Origin of the sequence: Savagea serpentis (assembly GCF_015351395.1) — a bacterium.
GTDB classification, from domain to species: Bacteria; Bacillota; Bacilli; order Bacillales_A; family Planococcaceae; genus Savagea; species Savagea serpentis.
The window spans coordinates 929,690-945,300 of the sequence record NZ_JADKPV010000001.1 but is presented as its reverse complement, the minus strand read 5'-3'; the positions used below and the strand labels follow the sequence as shown (position 1 = coordinate 945,300).

Annotated in this window: 19 protein-coding genes; 10 read left to right on the top strand and 9 right to left on the bottom strand. The window is 42.4% G+C overall.

Translation table 11 applies throughout. The annotated features are described in order from the left end of the window. Positions 1-104: 104 nt before the first annotated feature. Genes IRY55_RS04930 through IRY55_RS04920 form a run of 3 tightly spaced genes read left to right on the top strand, consistent with a single transcriptional unit; the run spans position 105 to position 1,547 of the window. On the top strand, positions 105-1,064 hold the full coding sequence (locus tag IRY55_RS04930) for a P1 family peptidase (RefSeq protein ID WP_194562129.1): 960 nt from the start codon (positions 105-107) through the stop codon (positions 1,062-1,064). Next, positions 1,057-1,218, top strand: coding sequence for a hypothetical protein (locus IRY55_RS04925; protein WP_194562128.1), 162 nt, complete (start codon positions 1,057-1,059; stop codon positions 1,216-1,218). The genes IRY55_RS04930 and IRY55_RS04925 overlap by 8 nt, the downstream gene beginning before the upstream one ends. Then, positions 1,218-1,547: a hypothetical protein gene (locus tag IRY55_RS04920; protein WP_194562127.1), complete on the top strand. Its 330-nt coding sequence runs from the start codon at positions 1,218-1,220 to the stop codon at positions 1,545-1,547. Before IRY55_RS04925 ends, IRY55_RS04920 begins: the two co-directional genes overlap by 1 nt. A gap of 74 nt (positions 1,548-1,621) precedes the next feature. Here the strand turns inward: IRY55_RS04920 and IRY55_RS04915 are convergent, their stop codons facing one another. The 3 genes from IRY55_RS04915 to IRY55_RS04905 all read right to left on the bottom strand — a co-directional run bounded on the left by IRY55_RS04915 (position 1,622) and on the right by IRY55_RS04905 (position 3,222). Then, a complete protein-coding gene (locus IRY55_RS04915; protein WP_194562126.1) occupies positions 1,622-1,834 on the bottom strand; it encodes a hypothetical protein in 213 nt (70 codons plus the stop codon). A gap of 223 nt (positions 1,835-2,057) precedes the next feature. Continuing rightward, positions 2,058-2,381: a general stress protein gene (locus IRY55_RS04910; protein WP_194562125.1), complete on the bottom strand. Its 324-nt coding sequence runs from the start codon at positions 2,379-2,381 to the stop codon at positions 2,058-2,060. A 106-nt stretch (positions 2,382-2,487) separates the two neighbouring features. Next, positions 2,488-3,222: an AAA family ATPase gene (locus IRY55_RS04905; RefSeq protein WP_194562124.1), complete on the bottom strand. Its 735-nt coding sequence runs from the start codon at positions 3,220-3,222 to the stop codon at positions 2,488-2,490. 172 nt (positions 3,223-3,394) lie between these two features. Here IRY55_RS04905 and IRY55_RS04900 point away from each other — a divergent pair, with 172 nt between their 5' ends. Next, on the top strand, positions 3,395-3,667 hold the full coding sequence (locus tag IRY55_RS04900; RefSeq protein ID WP_194562123.1) for a hypothetical protein: 273 nt from the start codon (positions 3,395-3,397) through the stop codon (positions 3,665-3,667). 62 nt (positions 3,668-3,729) lie between these two features. Here the strand turns inward: IRY55_RS04900 and IRY55_RS04895 are convergent, their stop codons facing one another. Next, complete coding sequence (locus IRY55_RS04895; RefSeq protein WP_235961015.1) at positions 3,730-5,412, bottom strand: sulfate adenylyltransferase; 1,683 nt, start codon at positions 5,410-5,412, stop codon at positions 3,730-3,732. Between the two features lie 115 nt (positions 5,413-5,527). Next, entirely contained in the window at positions 5,528-5,869 is a 342-nt protein-coding gene (locus tag IRY55_RS04890) for a hypothetical protein (protein WP_194562121.1), read from the bottom strand. 231 nt (positions 5,870-6,100) lie between these two features. Here IRY55_RS04890 and IRY55_RS04885 point away from each other — a divergent pair, with 231 nt between their 5' ends. Beyond that, the gene (locus IRY55_RS04885) at positions 6,101-6,766 is read left to right on the top strand and encodes a hypothetical protein (protein ID WP_194562120.1); all 666 of its coding nucleotides are present in this window, start codon (positions 6,101-6,103) and stop codon (positions 6,764-6,766) included. Positions 6,767-6,784: 18 nt separating this feature from the next. On the opposite strand, the gene kynB is transcribed toward IRY55_RS04885, so the two are convergent. From kynB to kynU, 4 genes are all read right to left on the bottom strand, one after another. Continuing rightward, positions 6,785-7,402, bottom strand: coding sequence for an arylformamidase (kynB, locus tag IRY55_RS04880; protein WP_194562119.1), 618 nt, complete (start codon positions 7,400-7,402; stop codon positions 6,785-6,787). A gap of 4 nt (positions 7,403-7,406) precedes the next feature. Beyond that, positions 7,407-8,750, bottom strand: coding sequence for a sodium-dependent transporter (locus IRY55_RS04875; RefSeq protein WP_194562118.1), 1,344 nt, complete (start codon positions 8,748-8,750; stop codon positions 7,407-7,409). A 61-nt stretch (positions 8,751-8,811) separates the two neighbouring features. Then, entirely contained in the window at positions 8,812-9,669 is an 858-nt protein-coding gene (gene kynA, locus IRY55_RS04870; RefSeq protein ID WP_194562117.1) for a tryptophan 2,3-dioxygenase, read from the bottom strand. Positions 9,670-9,687: 18 nt separating this feature from the next. Then, positions 9,688-10,965: a kynureninase gene (gene kynU, locus IRY55_RS04865; RefSeq protein WP_408015123.1), complete on the bottom strand. Its 1,278-nt coding sequence runs from the start codon at positions 10,963-10,965 to the stop codon at positions 9,688-9,690. Between the two features lie 145 nt (positions 10,966-11,110). On the opposite strand from kynU, the gene IRY55_RS04860 reads away from it, so the two are divergent. From IRY55_RS04860 to IRY55_RS04840, 5 genes are all read left to right on the top strand, one after another. Beyond that, entirely contained in the window at positions 11,111-11,647 is a 537-nt protein-coding gene (locus tag IRY55_RS04860) for a GNAT family N-acetyltransferase (protein ID WP_194562116.1), read from the top strand. 267 nt (positions 11,648-11,914) lie between these two features. After that, on the top strand, positions 11,915-12,601 hold the full coding sequence (locus IRY55_RS04855; protein ID WP_194562115.1) for a GntR family transcriptional regulator: 687 nt from the start codon (positions 11,915-11,917) through the stop codon (positions 12,599-12,601). Continuing rightward, positions 12,594-13,484, top strand: a complete 891-nt coding sequence (locus tag IRY55_RS04850) for an acetaldehyde dehydrogenase (acetylating) (RefSeq protein WP_194562114.1) — start codon at positions 12,594-12,596, stop codon at positions 13,482-13,484. The genes IRY55_RS04855 and IRY55_RS04850 overlap by 8 nt, the downstream gene beginning before the upstream one ends. Then, complete coding sequence (gene dmpG, locus IRY55_RS04845) at positions 13,481-14,491, top strand: 4-hydroxy-2-oxovalerate aldolase (RefSeq protein WP_194562113.1); 1,011 nt, start codon at positions 13,481-13,483, stop codon at positions 14,489-14,491. The genes IRY55_RS04850 and dmpG overlap by 4 nt, the downstream gene beginning before the upstream one ends. 25 nt (positions 14,492-14,516) lie before the next feature. Next, positions 14,517-15,533 carry a TRAP transporter substrate-binding protein gene (locus IRY55_RS04840; protein WP_194562112.1) on the top strand — a complete coding sequence of 339 codons (1,017 nt, stop codon included), beginning with the start codon at positions 14,517-14,519 and terminating at the stop codon, positions 15,531-15,533. The last annotated feature ends 78 nt before the right edge of the window (positions 15,534-15,611 follow it).

The window sequence follows — 15,611 nt, the reverse complement described above, 5'->3', positions numbered from 1 at the left end:
GATGTAAAACATCACGAGGTTTTGGCACCTGTTCGTACTATACACGTTACACACACGAATTGCAATACTTTATGGTAAACTAAAAAGAAAAAGGAGTGAGTGACATGGATTCCATTATCGATGTTCCAGGCATTGACGTTGGGCATGTGGAAAATCGTGAAGCGCCAACCGGGTGTACCGTTATTTTGACGCCACAAGGAGCGGTGGCCGGTGTAGATGTGCGCGGCTCAGCACCGGGAACGCGGGAGACAGATTTATTAGACCCGATTAATTTAGTGAATGAAGTACATGCGGTCGTTTTAAGTGGTGGCAGCGCATTCGGACTTGCGGCAGCAGATGGTGTCATGCGTTATTTAGAAGAGCAAAATATCGGACTCGATGTCGGTGTGGCGAAAGTGCCAATCGTTCCGCAAGCGGTCTTGTTCGATTTAGCACTCGGTGACCCATCTGTGCGACCGACAGCTGAAATGGGCTACGAAGCAGCGCGTCGTGCATCAAAAGAGCCGTTTCCGTATGGCAATGTCGGAGCAGGATGCGGGGCGACTGTTGGTAAATTGCTCGGTCCGAAGCAAGCGATGAAAGGCGGGCTCGGTAGCGCATCGATCACATTGCCGGGTGGCATCGTCGTCGGTGCCATCGTTGCGGTGAATGCGGTCGGAGAAGTGCGGGATATAGACGGGACGATTTTGGCGAGTGCGCGTCATCCTGAGACGAATGAGCGCATCGATAGCATCGCTTATTTGAAAGAGCATCCACATATTGAAGCATTACCTGGAGGGAATACGACAATTGGAGTCGTCGCAGCGAATGTGAAGATGACGAAAGCAGAAGCGCAAAAAATTGCACAAATTGCGCAAAATGGCATCGCGCGTTCGATTTATCCTGCGCATACGATGTTGGACGGCGATACGATTTTCGCACTCGGTACCGGCGAACATAAAGTGCCAATCGACGTCGTTGGCAATTTAGCAGCGGAAGCGATGCAGGTGGCGATCGCTCGTGCGATTCGATTTGCGGAAAGTTCACACGGCATTCCGTCCTATGCTGAGGTGACGAATGAATAAAAGAGGACTCATCCTCGGCTTTGCGGGAGGATTATTGCTTTCTTACGGAATGGCGAGTCAATTCGATGAACTATTTTGGTACGGAGCGGTTTTCGTCGGAGTGAGTTATGTCGGCATGACGCTCTGGTTGGATGAACGAGAGGAAGAGAAATGATGATTACGACGAAGAAAGAGTTACAACAGCAATTGAAAAAAGAATCACCGTATTTTATCGTCGGTGGATCTGTCGCATATGCGTTACAAGTATTCGTAGATGAAACGAAAGAAACACTCGCTTTGCAAGAAGTTGCAGGGGAAAAGACGACCGATCTCACAGCGTCACGTGCGCAATTGAGAAAAGCAGGGCTCGCTCCGAAGACGATCGCTCTTTTGTTTCAACATGTTGGGTTTAAGGCGCTGTGGACACTATTAACGAAATATGAAATGGAGAAGCGACTCCCTGATTATTCAGAACTTCTCATTAAACAGACGAAAAACGAGTAGTGAACGAAAGCTCTTTTCCATATTGGGAAGGGGCTTTTGTTGTGGCCTACTCGTTTTTACGTCAAGAAAGGATGTTAGCGCTTCCAATTCACAGGATAAATATACATCGTTTGTGTAGATAAGGAAGAGTGGCGTTCAGGTCTTTCTTTTATTTTTTCGGGAGGGAGTGAATATTCACGTTTTGCCTGATCTAGTGATTCAGGTGTAATCGCCTGAATTCGCTTGATTTTTGCATAATCATAGTGAGGGGAAACAGGGTTTTCGAGAAATTGTTGTACATGCCACATACGCTCACATCCTTTCTTTCGGTGTTGCTTTACTTTTCCCATTCAGTGCATTTTGTAATCTTTTTTCGAATAAAATGAATCATCGGTAGTAGAATTACAAAAAAAGTAAAACTTTCGTTGTATCCACAGCAATGAAAGGTAAACCTTTTAACGTACCTCTCATTCACTGTTTACATATAAAAAAGTGATAAACGATAAAATCGTTTATCACTTGATACGTGTATTATTCGTTTGTTACAACGATGACAAGACGTCCATCGTCTAATACTTCTTCCGCTTCAGCGGCACTCACTTCTGAGAGGCCGAGTGATTGGAATTGACTACGGAGTTCATCGCCACGTTTAGAGAAGATGTTTTTGATTTTGTTAACAAATCCTTCTTCTTTCATGCCTACTTCTTCTGTACCGAAGTATTCTGCCATTTTGTCTTCGAGGTCTTCTTGATGACTAAACACATAAATTTGATCATGAGGTGTACCTTCTCTCACCAATTCATCAATTACTTCTTTTGCTTTTACTACGTTTTCTACATCAATACGTTTTGTCATTGATAATTCCTCCTTCATCATTAACGATCTAGTATATGTATTCCACAAAGATGAAATGATAAACAAAAGAGGGTACAATCAGGTCTTATGACATGGTAATTTCTTTTTATTCCTTTTTATAATCGTTTAAAACCATTTCTTCTATGTTTTGAGTAATCATTTCGTGAATTTCAGAACGAAATGAGGCGAATAATTGATGAGTGAAAGGAAAGGAGTGTTCATCATTTTCATAGTTTAAAAATTGTTTTAGACGTTCGGGATGTTGTACGATTGCGAGTCTGCGTTTTATAAGTGGTAACTGGAGCTGTACTTTTAATTTTTGAACATTATGGAAAATAGCATTAAAATGACTCGGAGCTCCTTTTGTTAAACGATCTCGTTCGATTATAGAAAGTGCATGAGTAGAGGCAAATAAAGCGTTTCCTACATATAAATCATCGGAGGCATTTACTCCAATTATAATATAGTCATATGTTTCATCCAACTGTTCTAAGATTGTTTGTAGCAAGACGTATCGATAAGGTGTTCCTACATTATTTCCAAGTTCCTCTGTTTGTTCATCGAAATTCAAGAGTTGTTTGCGTAAATGAAAATAGTGGAGCGTGTCACGCATTTTTAAAAACAAGGAAGATAGCGGTTGCTCTTTAGAAATGACGGAATCCACTGTCGTTGTATCAAATGCGTAATTGTACGGAATGTGAAAAGTCGCGTCTGTTTCATTTGTCGCATTAATATGTAAAACACGGTATCCGTAATCTTCTAAATAAAGAGATATTAAATAATTATTTTGTAGCAAATACCGATTATGATTAAAATTTGTAACCGTCACAAATTCAGCCATCTTCTACCATCCTTTCTTATAATTGTTTAATATTTACTATATAAGATAGTAGAGCATTTCGTAAATAAAAATGTTTAAAAGACAATAAAAAAGATTGAACATGTGATAAAAGGATGATGGACAAATAAAAAACATGTATAATATAGATAATAAATGAGAAGGGGTGAGCAAAATGATGTTCTTTATTTTAACAGTACTCGTCTTTGTTGAGATGGTAGTAATGTGGTCTCTTTACAAAGCAATTGGTAAAGAAGAGCATATTTGGTTAATCAAAGTATTTTATGTCTTTTTCTTCTCAGGATTGGTAGCGCTTCCAATTGAGAAGTTAATTTTTCATGTAGATTCGATTTTGTGGGAACTGCTCGTTTTAGGAGTCGGGTTCATCGTGATCGGTTCATTAATCGCACATCTTCAACAACAAAAGAAGGAGGCCTATTCTTTATGAGTCCGTATAATACGTAAAAAGAAGTTTGAGCAAATCACGACTCAAACTTCTTTTTATTTTGTCTATTCATCATCTCCACGGTAGCGTTTATATGGAAGTGGATTCCATGTCGTATGTTCCATTGCGTCGCGTGTGACGGGATAAGGTGTGTATCGTTTCACTGTTTTGGCTGCTTCTAGTTCTTTTTCGACTTCACTACGATCTTGATACATAAATTCATCGCTCGTTTCTTCCTCTGCTAAATGGAGTTTCTCTTGCAAGTCATCCAGCACCATGTCTTGTTGAGCATGCATTTCTAAATAACTGTCCGTGATCCAAGAAGGTTGAATGTCTCGATTATGGTCTGTGACATAACTGAACTCTCGGAAAATATCACGATAAATTAAAGCAGCATGTGTGCGCGCATCGAGAACAGCGAGTTCTAAATCTTCAATCGTCAATTCACGTGTAATCGGATTTTTGCGTGGATGATAACCGATTCTGCGTGAAGTTCTATAATAAGGGAAGATGCTGTTAATCGTTTTAGAAACAGGAGAAATCGATTCTCCGTGCTCATCCAATCCTTTCGGTTGCACCCCTTGCATCGCAATGCGTGCCGATTCTGGACGAATGATTTCCTTCGGTGGCATCATGCCGTGTCGCAGTAGTTCGCGCACACCTGTACCTGAAATGTTAATGCGATAACGAATGTCGTGTGGACACGTTTGGGTTGTCGCTAAGTTGCTGCAACGCGCGCAATAAAATACTTCATGGAAGAGGCGGACGTCGATGCCTAATTCTTCCGGTGTATATTCATCGAAAATCGAGTGGCTTTCATATTTGTCGTAGAAGTCGCCAACCCCTGCATGATCTCGACCGATGAGCGCATGGGTACAGCCGTAGTTTTTCATGATAAGTGCGTGTAAAATCGTCTCACGCGGTCCAGCGAAAATATACGTCACACGGAGCGGTGCGAGTTGTGCGCGTTCTTTCGGATAGTATGTATCGAGAACAGCGCGGTAGGCGAGCATGCGGAATTCATGTCGCGTATATTCACGTTTGGCGAGTTCAACGAGTGGCTGAATGAGCACACCGTCCAATTCTTCTAAAGCATTTTTGTGAATGTATTCATGCCCGCGGTGAAGCGGGTTCGCACCCGTTATGAAGCCACCGACTGTTTTCCATTTATGCTCTTCGTAAAACAGTTTCCACGTATCTTTCGGTTCGAGTCTCATTTTTTCGAACGGTCCCCAATCTGCTCGGTTCAATAAACTAATTTGTCCTCCAACCGCGATGTCACCCATTCGTCTGTAAATCGAATCGACTCCTGGATGATGGCGGTCCGTCGTATTGAATAAATAATGGGCCCGCATTTCTTTATCGTATTCAAAAATATCTGACACGTGCAAAATCGCGATCGGCTTTTTATAATAGTCGGTTAAGACGACATCGTCCCCAACCGCGAGTGAACGAATGACTTCTTCATTCATTTGTCCAATCGGCGCGAAAGAGAGTGGGACCGGCCAAATGGTGCCATCTGTTAGACGTCCTTCTTTCAATACCGATTTGTAATTCGCTTCGTCCATAAAGCCGTCATTCGGTGACAGTACTCCTGTCGCGATCATTTCAAGTGTGATGATTGCCTCCAAATCGACGACGATTGTCGGGAGGTCTTTCGCTCGTTGTAATGCTTCTTCACGAGCGTCTCCTTCCAAAACCCGATTGACTAAAGTTCCCCCATGTGGTTGTTGTGGATAGTTTTTCATCTTCATTCCCCCTTTTTGATAGCGCTTACATATATTTCTTACTATAAATCTATGCTTCGTTTGCGTCAACTAAAATGAGTGTAGGAAGGGGGATTTCCCTTTCTACACTCATCGATTAGCAACCGTAGTAGCCGCTGATTGAACGCCTTAAATTTTTAATCATATCGGGATTTTCAAAAATATTTCCTAATTTGAATATATGTGCTTTTTCTTCATTAATTTCGACAATTCCTTCACCTAAATCTTCAACGACGAAAGCACCGTTTTGCTTTTTCAAAACACCGAAGTATTCATTGCGTAGTAAGCCGTCATATTGTACGAGTTGTACGAGGTCTTGTTCGTAAAGTGGTTGATTGTCAGCGCTTTTTTTCGGATAGCGTTCCATCGCAATCGCACCGTCTTTTGCTTCTTCACTCATTTGCTTCGTCTCTTCATCCCAATAGCGAAATGACTTCATTTGAAATTCCTCCTTTGAAATATGAATTTAAACGTAAAAGTGGAGAAAACACCCCACGCCGTATATTTTTCATTAAAATATAGTATAACATATATGATTTGGAAAGGTTGTCATTTGCTTAACGCAAGAAGAGGTTCTTCTGTTGAAATCTCATCAAAAGGAAAAAGAGATATAGTATGATGAGAAGAGTTGTTTGTGATGAATATTTAATTTTGGAGGAGAAATTATACGATGCGTCGAAAAATCGGGTTATTTTTTATTATAATGAGTTTACCTTTATTATTGCTTTACGTTGTAGAGGCAGGATGGGGCATGTATGAAGACGGTCGCTACATTGGGAATACCGCGATCGCTTATGAAGACCATCCATTTGAAATGGAAGAACAAATTCAAAATATGCCGAGTTATATCGACCCGTGGGGTGTCGAAAAAGGATTAGCGAATGTGACATTGCGTTATGACGGGGAAGTCATTGAAACATTTCAAACGGTTCCTGTAGCGATCGAGGCAAAAGGGCTCGATCGGTATTACGGAACAATCGGCATGCAAGAGAAGCAAGGGACGTGGACTGTCGTCGTACTGAATGAGCCGGAGCTGTTCATTACGAATGAATTCGGGCAATTAGAAGGGTGCGTGCCTGATGAGGAACGTTCGTATACAGTGATTAAGCGCGGTGAGGAAAATTCAGAAGCGGTGTACGCTTTTACAGAACGCACACCGGAATTGACAGCGTACATTCGAGCGATGCATTTGTATCCGACAAAACTCGGCTATTTGACGAACGTACCGTACACATTGCCGAGCATTTGGGTTCCGATCACGTATCCGTTTGCGACATTATTTATCGGCTTAGCCCTTTACGTCACCGGACGCAAAAAAACCGAAGCTTCTGAATGAAGTTCGGTTTTTTCTTATTTATACAATCGGCCGAATGACAGCACGGACGGGGCTACCGTCTGCGCCATCGATGCGAAGGGGAAGGGCGATGCAGTCGTACAATCCTTCCGCTGCTTCATCTAAGACGATATTTTCTAAAATGTGAATGCGTGATGCGTACAACGCATGGTGCGCATCTAACGTTTTACTATCGACCGGGTCAATCGTCGGTGTGTCGACTCCGATGAGTGAAATATTCGCGTCTTTCAAGAACGGACCGAGCCGCGGCGAAAGTGTCGCATACTGCTTCGGAAACGCGGTCGTTGAAGCGGTTTGCGTCGTGCGTAGTAACAGGAACTGCGCTCGTTCGTCCAGCGTCAGATGTTCTGGTTCAATGACGGGTACATCGATTACGTGAACGACTTGAGCAACTCCGATAAACTCATTGACGTCGAGTTGCTCAACCGTTTCTCCTAAAGAATCGAAATGAAACGGCGCATCGATATGTGTTCCCGTATGCACACTCGTTGCAATCCGGCCGAGGTTGACAGAGCCGGTCTGTTCTTTCGAAAAGGCGAGCGTGTATGTGAAAGGTAAGTCCCCTTCCCATGTCGTCGTTTTATTATGAAATGGTTGTGAAATATCAATCCAGCGCATCCAATCATCCTTTCAATGAAATGACGAACACAATCGCAATGACAATCGGTACGAAAAATTTCATCATGCCGTAATACCAAACATGAAACAATCCTTCGCCGTGACGATTCGCCGTTAAAAATTCTTCTTTCACGAGTGTTTTATTCATTTTCCATCCGATAAAGATAGCGATGAGTAAGCTGCCGAGTGGAAGTAATACATTACTGACGACAAAGTCAGTTAAATCAAAAACAGAGCGATTGAAAATTGAAAAGTCCGCGAGCGTACTTGAAGAAAGGGCGGAAGGAATCGCCGCAATGAAGACGATTAATCCAATCATTAACGTAGTCGGAACACGTCTCTTTTTGCCACTCGCTGTCAATGCTGCAATAATAATTTCGAATAAGCTGAAAGAAGAGGTCAAAGTCGCAAATAAAAATAACATTAAAAAGAGTGCTAAAAATAGTTGACCGAATGCCATCTGTCCGAACGCTTCTGGCAATACCATAAATAGTAAGCCTGGCCCTTCATCAGGTTGTAAACCGAATGAAAAGACGACGGGGAAAATCGCGAGACCCGCAAGTAAAGAGACGAAAATATTCATCCAAACGACTGAATTCGCACTCGATACGAGGCTGACATCTTTTTTTAAATAACTGCTGTACGTAACCATACATGAAAATCCGACAGCGAGTGAGAAGAACGATTGTCCGAGCGCGTAAAGGAACGCTTGACTCGTCATATTTTCAAAGCTCGGCATTAAGAAGAATTTTACCCCTTCCATCGCTCCAGGCAATGTTAAGCTACGAATGACGATCGCGATAAAGAAAAGAAATAATAAAGGCATTAAAATTTTATTCGCGCGTTCAATACCTGCTTGAATACCGCCTGCTAAGACGAATACGTTAATCGCAATAAATAAGCCGAGTCCGAGTAATGTCGTGCTTGGTGAGCTGATCGTCTCACCAAATAAAGCGACATAGTTCACCTGTTCTCCGATGACGCCCCCTGTGAGTGATTTCAACGTATAAATGAGCACCCATCCACCGACGACACTGTAAAACGATAATAGTAAGAAACAACCGATGACGCCGATGCGCCCGATCCACACCCATAATGAACGAGGTGCGAGTTGTTTGTAAGCACTGATCGCTTCTTTACCTGTTGAACGACCGATGATAAATTCGGATAAAAGCATCGGAAGCCCGATGAGCAATGTTAAAATGACGAACACGAGGAAGAAAGCCCCTCCGCCGTTCATACCTGTCACATAAGGTGTTTTCCAAATGGCTCCTAATCCGATTGCCGCTCCCGCTGTTGATAAAATGAACCCTAATTTTGATGACCAAAGATCTTGTCTTTTTTCCATACATTCCACCCCTTTGTAGAGTGAAAAGAAAGCCGAACGTGCGACTTTCTTTTCGATTTCGTTATAATGTTGTGCGCAAATCCCAAAGTTCCGGGAAGAAGCGGTGATCGAGCACTTCGCGTAAATAGTTGACCCCGCTTGAGCCACCTGTTCCTTGTTTGAAACCGATGATGCGTTCGACCGTTTTCATATGACGGAACCGCCACTGTTGAAGCCAATCTTCCACGTCGACGAGTTTTTCGGCAAGCTGATACAACTCCCAATATTGGTCGACATTGCGATACACCGTTTCCCACGCTTGACGCACCGTTTCGTCACCACCATATGTGACGGAAAAATCACGGTCTAACAATTGTTCATTAATTTCAAATCCTGCGCGTGCGAGCGCTCGAATCGATACGTCATAAATGCTCGGCTGCTTGATCGCTTCGGTTAAAAATTCATGCAAGACGGCATCTTTTTCATAAATTTTTAAAATATGTTTCGTCTTATAGCCGAGAGCGAATTCGATGAGTCGGTATTGATACGATTGGAAACCAGACGCTTTTCCTAAGTCATCGCGAAACTCCAAATACTCACTCGGTGTCATCGTCGCGAGCACGTCCCACGCTTGAATAATTTGCGATTGAATTTTAGATACACGCGCGAGCATTTTGAATGCGGTGTTCATTTCATTTTGATCAATGGCCGTAATCGCCGCCGTCATTTCGTGCAAGGCGAGTTTCATCCATAGTTCGCTCACTTGATGAATGATGATAAATAACATTTCATCGTGGTGATCGGATAGTCGGTTTTGACTCGTTAAAATTTTGTCTAAATTTAAATATTCCCCATACGTCATCTCGTCTTTAAAGTCGGTATGAATCGCAGGTTCTTGTGATGCAAGTTTTTTGTGTAAATCGGCAATCGTATGTTTCATAAGGCACCTTCTTTCGAATTAGGAGACAATTTCTCGTGCATTAGAAAATTCTTTATACGTTTCATGTTCCATAATATTTTTCAAACGTTGTACCATGTCGTACACTTCTTCTGCTGTGTTGTAAAGGGCGACAGGTGCTAGACGAATGCCACGTGGGGTGCGGAAGTCTGGAATGACATTCACTTTTTTCAGCGCTTTACAAATGCGCGCCGCTTCAGGATGTTCTAAGTAAACATGTGCGCCTCGGCGATGATCTTCTCGCGGGTTCGAAATTGTAAAGCCGTATCCGTCGAGTTCGATTTCAACAAGTTTCATTAAGAAGTTCGTCAATTCGAGCGAACGTTTCCGAATTGCATCGATGCCGACTTCGTGGAAAATTTCGAGTGAACCGAAGAGCGGAGCGGCACTTAAAATATGCGGTGTCCCCATTTGATAAGCACCGGCTGTCATCGCTTGTGTCATCGTATGACTCATATCGAACTGACGGTTTTTATCGCTGCCGAACCAGCCGGCAAGACCAGGAGCAGTACCGAAATGACGTTCGTTCACGTAAAGGCCAGCGACAGAACCAGGGCCGCCGTTTAAATGTTTGTACGTACACCAGAAAGCGAAGTCGACGCCCCATTTCGATAAGTCATGGGGGATCGCGCCGATGGAATGACAAAGGTCAAAGCCGATTAAAATACCACGCTCATGCGCTTCTTGTGTCAATTGTTGCATGTTTAAAATTTGACCGCTGCGATATAAAACGCTCGGCAAAATGATGATGGACACGTCTTCACGCATCGCTGCGATAACATCGATCTCTTCAATCGTATGGCCGTCACGGCTTTCCACTTGAATGAAATGTGAATTCGGATCGAGCCCGTGTTGTTCGAGCTTTGATTTAATCGCATAAATATCGGTCGGGAAGTTTAAATTGTCCGCCAAAATTTTATTGCGTTTTTCTGTCGGTTTGAAAAATGTTGCAAGCAATTGGTGTAAGTTAGACGTTGTCGAACCTGTCACAATCACTTCTTCTTTTTTCGCACCGATGAGGGGAGCGCTTAATTCGGCTAACTTTTCTGACAATGTGAACCAAGGGTATGCGCCTTTCGTCCAGCCGTCAATCGCATAACGCTTCCATGAATCTGTTAAATAGTCGAGCGCCATTTCCGCTCGCTTGCTCATTAATCCGAGGGAGTTGCCATCGAAGTAAATTTGACCATCATTTAAATAGAACTCATCGCGATATGCTTTTAATTTATTTTCAAAATCGAGTGCTTTCGCTTCTTGTAATAATGAAATTTTCATCATATAGGATGCTCCTTTCCATTTGTTCTTATCATACGGGATAGGTTAAAAGCCCGTCAATGACTAGTTCGAGCAAAGTAGTCGAGAAATCGGAAAGAAAATGGTAATATAGAAAAAGATTCATTAAAATTTTATGAGGAGATGTATTATGTTAACGATCGCACGCAAATCAACACTTGAAATTGTACCCGCAGACGAGGAAGACGCCAGGACATTGGAGCGGCTCATTGATTTATATTGCTATGACTATTCGGAGTTCGATGAGGCAGATGTCCTCGACTCAGGGAGTTATGAATATATTGATGTCGCTCAATATGTGAAAAATAAGGCGAATTATCCTCATTTCATTAAATACAATGGAAAGTACGCAGGATTTGCTTTAATTCAAAAAATAACAGACGAGACAGGATCATTTTGGTATTTGCAAGATTATTTTATTATGCGCAAATATCGTCAGTACGGCTTAGGACGCAAAGTGGCGACCCGCTTATTCGATTCATTACAAGGAGAGTGGGAAGTGCGCCAAGACGCGACGAATGTCCCTGCTCAAAAGTTTTGGAAGAAAGTGATCGGCACATATACGAACGAGCAATATCGCTCGATTACTCGTAAAAAATGGGACGGTCCGATTCAACGATTTAATTCTGGTGATTTTTATGACGAAGATCGCTTACAAGTCATTTAAAGAACAAAAAGACGAAAAGAATTTTCTTTTCGTCTTTTTTATGCGAAAAAATCATTTAAATCGTTGTGAGCTAGCACTTTTTCTTTGCTTTTCATAAAAAACTTTTCTTAATAAGCTAAAAAAACGTATTGACTATTTTCGAGAAACCGTTTACATTAAGAATCAGAAGTTAACTGTTATCAGAACAGAATATTCTGACAATTTAACTTTTGTCAAATGTGATGAAACAAACTGCGAATGACTTTTTTAAAAGGAAGGGGTGGAAAAATGCGACTTACAAAACAATCGATTAGCGATCAAGCAGCTCAAATGTTGCGTAAACAAATTATGTTACATGAACTGAAAGAAGGAACGCACTTAAAAGAGTCTGAGTTGTCAGGAGTGTTAGGCGTAAGTCGTGGTCCGATCCGAGAAGCGATTAAGAAATTAGAAGCAGAAGGATTTGTTGAGACGCGAACGAATGGTCGTTCCATCGTTCAACCATTCACGGAAAAAGAAGTGCAAGATTTATACGATGCTCGAATTTTAATTGAAACGAATGCTTTATTAAATATTCGACCCGAAATTGTAGCGCGTTACTTACCGACTTTGCAATTAGCCTTAAAAGAAATGGAAGAATCACGTGTCATTGACGACGTTATGATTGATAATTCTCATATTGAAGCAGACGTTCATTTCCATTACACGCTCGTTTGTATGTCTGAAAATAAAACATTAATGCGCATGTGGCAATCGTTAAACGAAACGACGCAAACACTGATTGAAGTGACCGCTCGTCATACGTTAACACGGAAAGAAAAAATTCAAAACGAGCATTTGGCGATTGTCGATGCCATCATCAAGTATGATGTGGCGACTGCCCAAAAAGCTTTAACGGCTCATTTAATGGGAGCATCTAATTATTATAGTGAAGCGGTTTTTAAAATAGAAAGTAGAGGAGAATACGATGAATAAAAAAATGAAATGTGCCATTATCGGTTCAGGAAATATCGGAACAGATTTAATGATTAAATTAGCAAGAAGCGAATATCTCGAGCCTACTGTCATGATTGGAATTGATCCGAATTCAGAAGGGCTCCGCATGGCGAAAGAAAATGGCATGCAAGTGTCTCATGAAGGAATGGAAGGATTTAAACAACTTCAAGAAGGAGTCGACATCGTTTTTGAAGCGACGAGCGCACATGCTCATGCGGCGAATGCTCCGATTTTAAAAGAGATGGGGAAATTTGCAATCGATTTAACACCAGCGGCAGTTGGTCCGTTCGTCGTTCCAGCAGTCAACTTAACGGAAGAACTCATCCATCATGAAGCGAATGTCAACATGGTTACATGTGGCGGACAAGCGACTGTTCCGATCGTTCATGCAGTGAGTGAAGTCGTCGATGTGGAATACGCTGAAATCGTTTCGAGTGTTTCGAGTAAAAGCGCAGGACCTGGAACGCGTCAAAATATCGATGAATTTACAGAGACGACATCGAAAGCACTTGAAGTGGTAGGACGCGCGAAAAAAGGTAAAACATTAATCGTGATTAATCCTGCAGAGCCACCGATTTTAATGCGTAATACTGTATACATGCAAATTGCAGAGCATTCGGAACAAATCTATGAAGAAATTCGCCGAGCTTTAGATGCGCGTGTAGAAGTGATGAAGCAATACGTGCCAGGATATCGTTATAAAGCAGAGCCCGTATTGAAAGAAAACGTTGTCACGGTTCAAATTGAAGTAGAAGGTATGGGTGATTTTTTACCGACGTATGCAGGGAATTTAGACATCATTACAGCAGCCGCAATCCGAACAGCAGAGCAATATGCACAAGTGAAAGGAGCTTCTAAATGAGTAAAATTACAATTAACGACGTAACGTTACGTGACGGAATGCATGCGATTTCGCATCAATATTCACAAGAGCAAATCGCAGAATTAACGAAAGTTCTTGACGAATCAGGTGTAGACATCATCGAAGCGACACATGGCGACGGTCTTGGAGGAAGTTCATTACAATACGGATTTTCAAAAGAAAGTGAAGAAACAATTATTCGTACCGCAGTTGAAAATAGTAAACATGCAAAAGTGGGCGTGTTATTAATTCCAGGAATCGGGATTATCGACGATTTAAAACGCGCGCATGACTTAGGAGCATCTGTCGTACGTGTCGCAACGCATTGTACGGAAGCGGACGTTTCGATGCAACATATTCAAGCAGGAGTTAAACTCGGCATGGATACAGTCGGATTTTTAATGATGTCACACCGTACGACGCCTGAAAATTTAGTCGAAGAAGCGAAAAAGATGGAGTCTTACGGAGCGAAAACGATTTACGTCGTGGACTCTGCTGGTGCTTTAACGATGGATGATGCACGCGCACGCGTTTCAATGTTCAAAGAAAAGCTTTCGCCTGAAACGGAAATTGGTTTCCATGCGCATAACAACTTATCACTCGGAATCGCAAACTCGATTGTCGCGATTGAAGAAGGAGCGACACGCATCGATGCAAGTTTGGCAGGAATGGGTGCAGGGGCAGGGAATGCCGCACTAGAGCAACTCATCGCGGTCATGAATCGCCTCGAACTTGATCATAATGTCGACTTGTATAAAGTGATGGATGCGGCGGACTACTTAATGAAACCGATGATGAAGCGTCCGGTTCAAATCGACCGTTTAAGTTTAATGCTCGGATATTCTGGCGTTTACTCAAGTTTCTTATTGTTCGCAGAGCGTGCGGGACAAGAGTATGGCGTCGACGCGCGAGACATTTTAATGCGCATCGCGGAAATGGGAGCGATCGGTGGGCAAGAAGATTGGATTATCGGCGTGGCACAACAATTAGCAGCAGAAGCAAAATAATGTGAAATCATAGGGGGATTGCGCAATGAAAAAGCTTTTACAATTCGGTTTATTGGCAGTATTAATGGTCGTTTTAGCAGCTTGTGGTGGAGATAAAGAGAAAGAAACGACAGATGGTGGGAAAGATAAGTATGTCATTAAAGCAGGACACGCAGCATCGGAAGACCATTTCGCACAAGGGTCTTTTGAGAAATTTAAAGAAGTCGTCGAAGCGAAATCAGATGGTCGCATCGAAGTTCAAATTTTCCCGAATGGTCAAGTTGGGGGAGAGCGCGAAATGATTGAAGCGATCCAACTTGGAAACTTAACGATGGCAGCGCCTTCAAGTGCTCCTCTTACAGCATTTAGCCCGGGGATGTACTTATGGGATCTTCCATTCTTGTTCTCAGACCATGAAGAAGCCCATCGTGTATTAGACGGTGAAATTGGGGCGGAAGTATTGACACAATTAGAAGAAGTCGGAATTAAAGGATTAGGCTATTGGGAAAATGGATTCCGTCATTTAATGAACAGTAAACGTCCTGTAGAAAAAATGAGCGATATGAAAGGGTTAAAAATGCGTACACTGGAAAGTCCACAGCAAATTAAAGCGTGGAATGCGACAGGTGCGAACTCGACATCCATCGCCTTCACAGAACTTTATTCCGCTTTACAACAAGGGACCGTAGATGCAGCAGAGTCACCACTCGCATTAATGTACGCACAAAAATTCCAAGAAGTACAAAATCATTTAACATTAACAGGTCATATGTATTCTCCGTGGCCAGTCATTATGAGCAAAAAATTCTATGAAGAATTACCAGAAGATTTACAACAAGTAGTAGATGAAGCGGTACTCGAAGCGCGTGATCATAACCGAAAACTCTCTGCAGAAGATGAAGCAGCTTCATTACAATTGCTTCAAGATGCAGGAATGGAAGTGGTCGAATTAAGCGATGAAGCGAAAAATGAATTCCGTGAAACGATGAAAATTGTCTATCCAGACATTGAAGAATTAGTCGGTGCTGAATTATTTGAGCGTTTAATGAAAGAAGTGGAATAAGACAGTAGAAGCGATACGAGCGCGGATGGAGCGTGTGTGCCTGTCGAGTGACAGGCGCATCAGCTTCCTGTGGAACCG

What these genes read in the sequence shown, in the direction of transcription:
- IRY55_RS04930 (WP_194562129.1), top strand. Translation starts at nt 105, where the DNA reads ATGGATTCCATTATCGATGTTCCAGGCATTGACGTTGGGCATGTGGAA.
- IRY55_RS04925 (WP_194562128.1), top strand. Translation starts at nt 1,057, where the DNA reads ATGAATAAAAGAGGACTCATCCTCGGCTTTGCGGGAGGATTATTGCTT.
- IRY55_RS04920 (WP_194562127.1), top strand. Translation starts at nt 1,218, where the DNA reads ATGATTACGACGAAGAAAGAGTTACAACAGCAATTGAAAAAAGAATCA.
- IRY55_RS04915 (WP_194562126.1), bottom strand. Translation starts at nt 1,834, where the DNA reads ATGTGGCATGTACAACAATTTCTCGAAAACCCTGTTTCCCCTCACTAT.
- IRY55_RS04910 (WP_194562125.1), bottom strand. Translation starts at nt 2,381, where the DNA reads ATGACAAAACGTATTGATGTAGAAAACGTAGTAAAAGCAAAAGAAGTA.
- IRY55_RS04905 (WP_194562124.1), bottom strand. Translation starts at nt 3,222, where the DNA reads ATGGCTGAATTTGTGACGGTTACAAATTTTAATCATAATCGGTATTTG.
- IRY55_RS04900 (WP_194562123.1), top strand. Translation starts at nt 3,395, where the DNA reads ATGATGTTCTTTATTTTAACAGTACTCGTCTTTGTTGAGATGGTAGTA.
- IRY55_RS04895 (WP_235961015.1), bottom strand. Translation starts at nt 5,412, where the DNA reads ATGAAAAACTATCCACAACAACCACATGGGGGAACTTTAGTCAATCGG.
- IRY55_RS04890 (WP_194562121.1), bottom strand. Translation starts at nt 5,869, where the DNA reads ATGAAGTCATTTCGCTATTGGGATGAAGAGACGAAGCAAATGAGTGAA.
- IRY55_RS04885 (WP_194562120.1), top strand. Translation starts at nt 6,101, where the DNA reads ATGCGTCGAAAAATCGGGTTATTTTTTATTATAATGAGTTTACCTTTA.
- kynB (WP_194562119.1), bottom strand. Translation starts at nt 7,402, where the DNA reads ATGCGCTGGATTGATATTTCACAACCATTTCATAATAAAACGACGACA.
- IRY55_RS04875 (WP_194562118.1), bottom strand. Translation starts at nt 8,750, where the DNA reads ATGGAAAAAAGACAAGATCTTTGGTCATCAAAATTAGGGTTCATTTTA.
- kynA (WP_194562117.1), bottom strand. Translation starts at nt 9,669, where the DNA reads ATGAAACATACGATTGCCGATTTACACAAAAAACTTGCATCACAAGAA.
- kynU (WP_408015123.1), bottom strand. Translation starts at nt 10,965, where the DNA reads ATGATGAAAATTTCATTATTACAAGAAGCGAAAGCACTCGATTTTGAA.
- IRY55_RS04860 (WP_194562116.1), top strand. Translation starts at nt 11,111, where the DNA reads ATGTTAACGATCGCACGCAAATCAACACTTGAAATTGTACCCGCAGAC.
- IRY55_RS04855 (WP_194562115.1), top strand. Translation starts at nt 11,915, where the DNA reads ATGCGACTTACAAAACAATCGATTAGCGATCAAGCAGCTCAAATGTTG.
- IRY55_RS04850 (WP_194562114.1), top strand. Translation starts at nt 12,594, where the DNA reads ATGAATAAAAAAATGAAATGTGCCATTATCGGTTCAGGAAATATCGGA.
- dmpG (WP_194562113.1), top strand. Translation starts at nt 13,481, where the DNA reads ATGAGTAAAATTACAATTAACGACGTAACGTTACGTGACGGAATGCAT.
- IRY55_RS04840 (WP_194562112.1), top strand. Translation starts at nt 14,517, where the DNA reads ATGAAAAAGCTTTTACAATTCGGTTTATTGGCAGTATTAATGGTCGTT.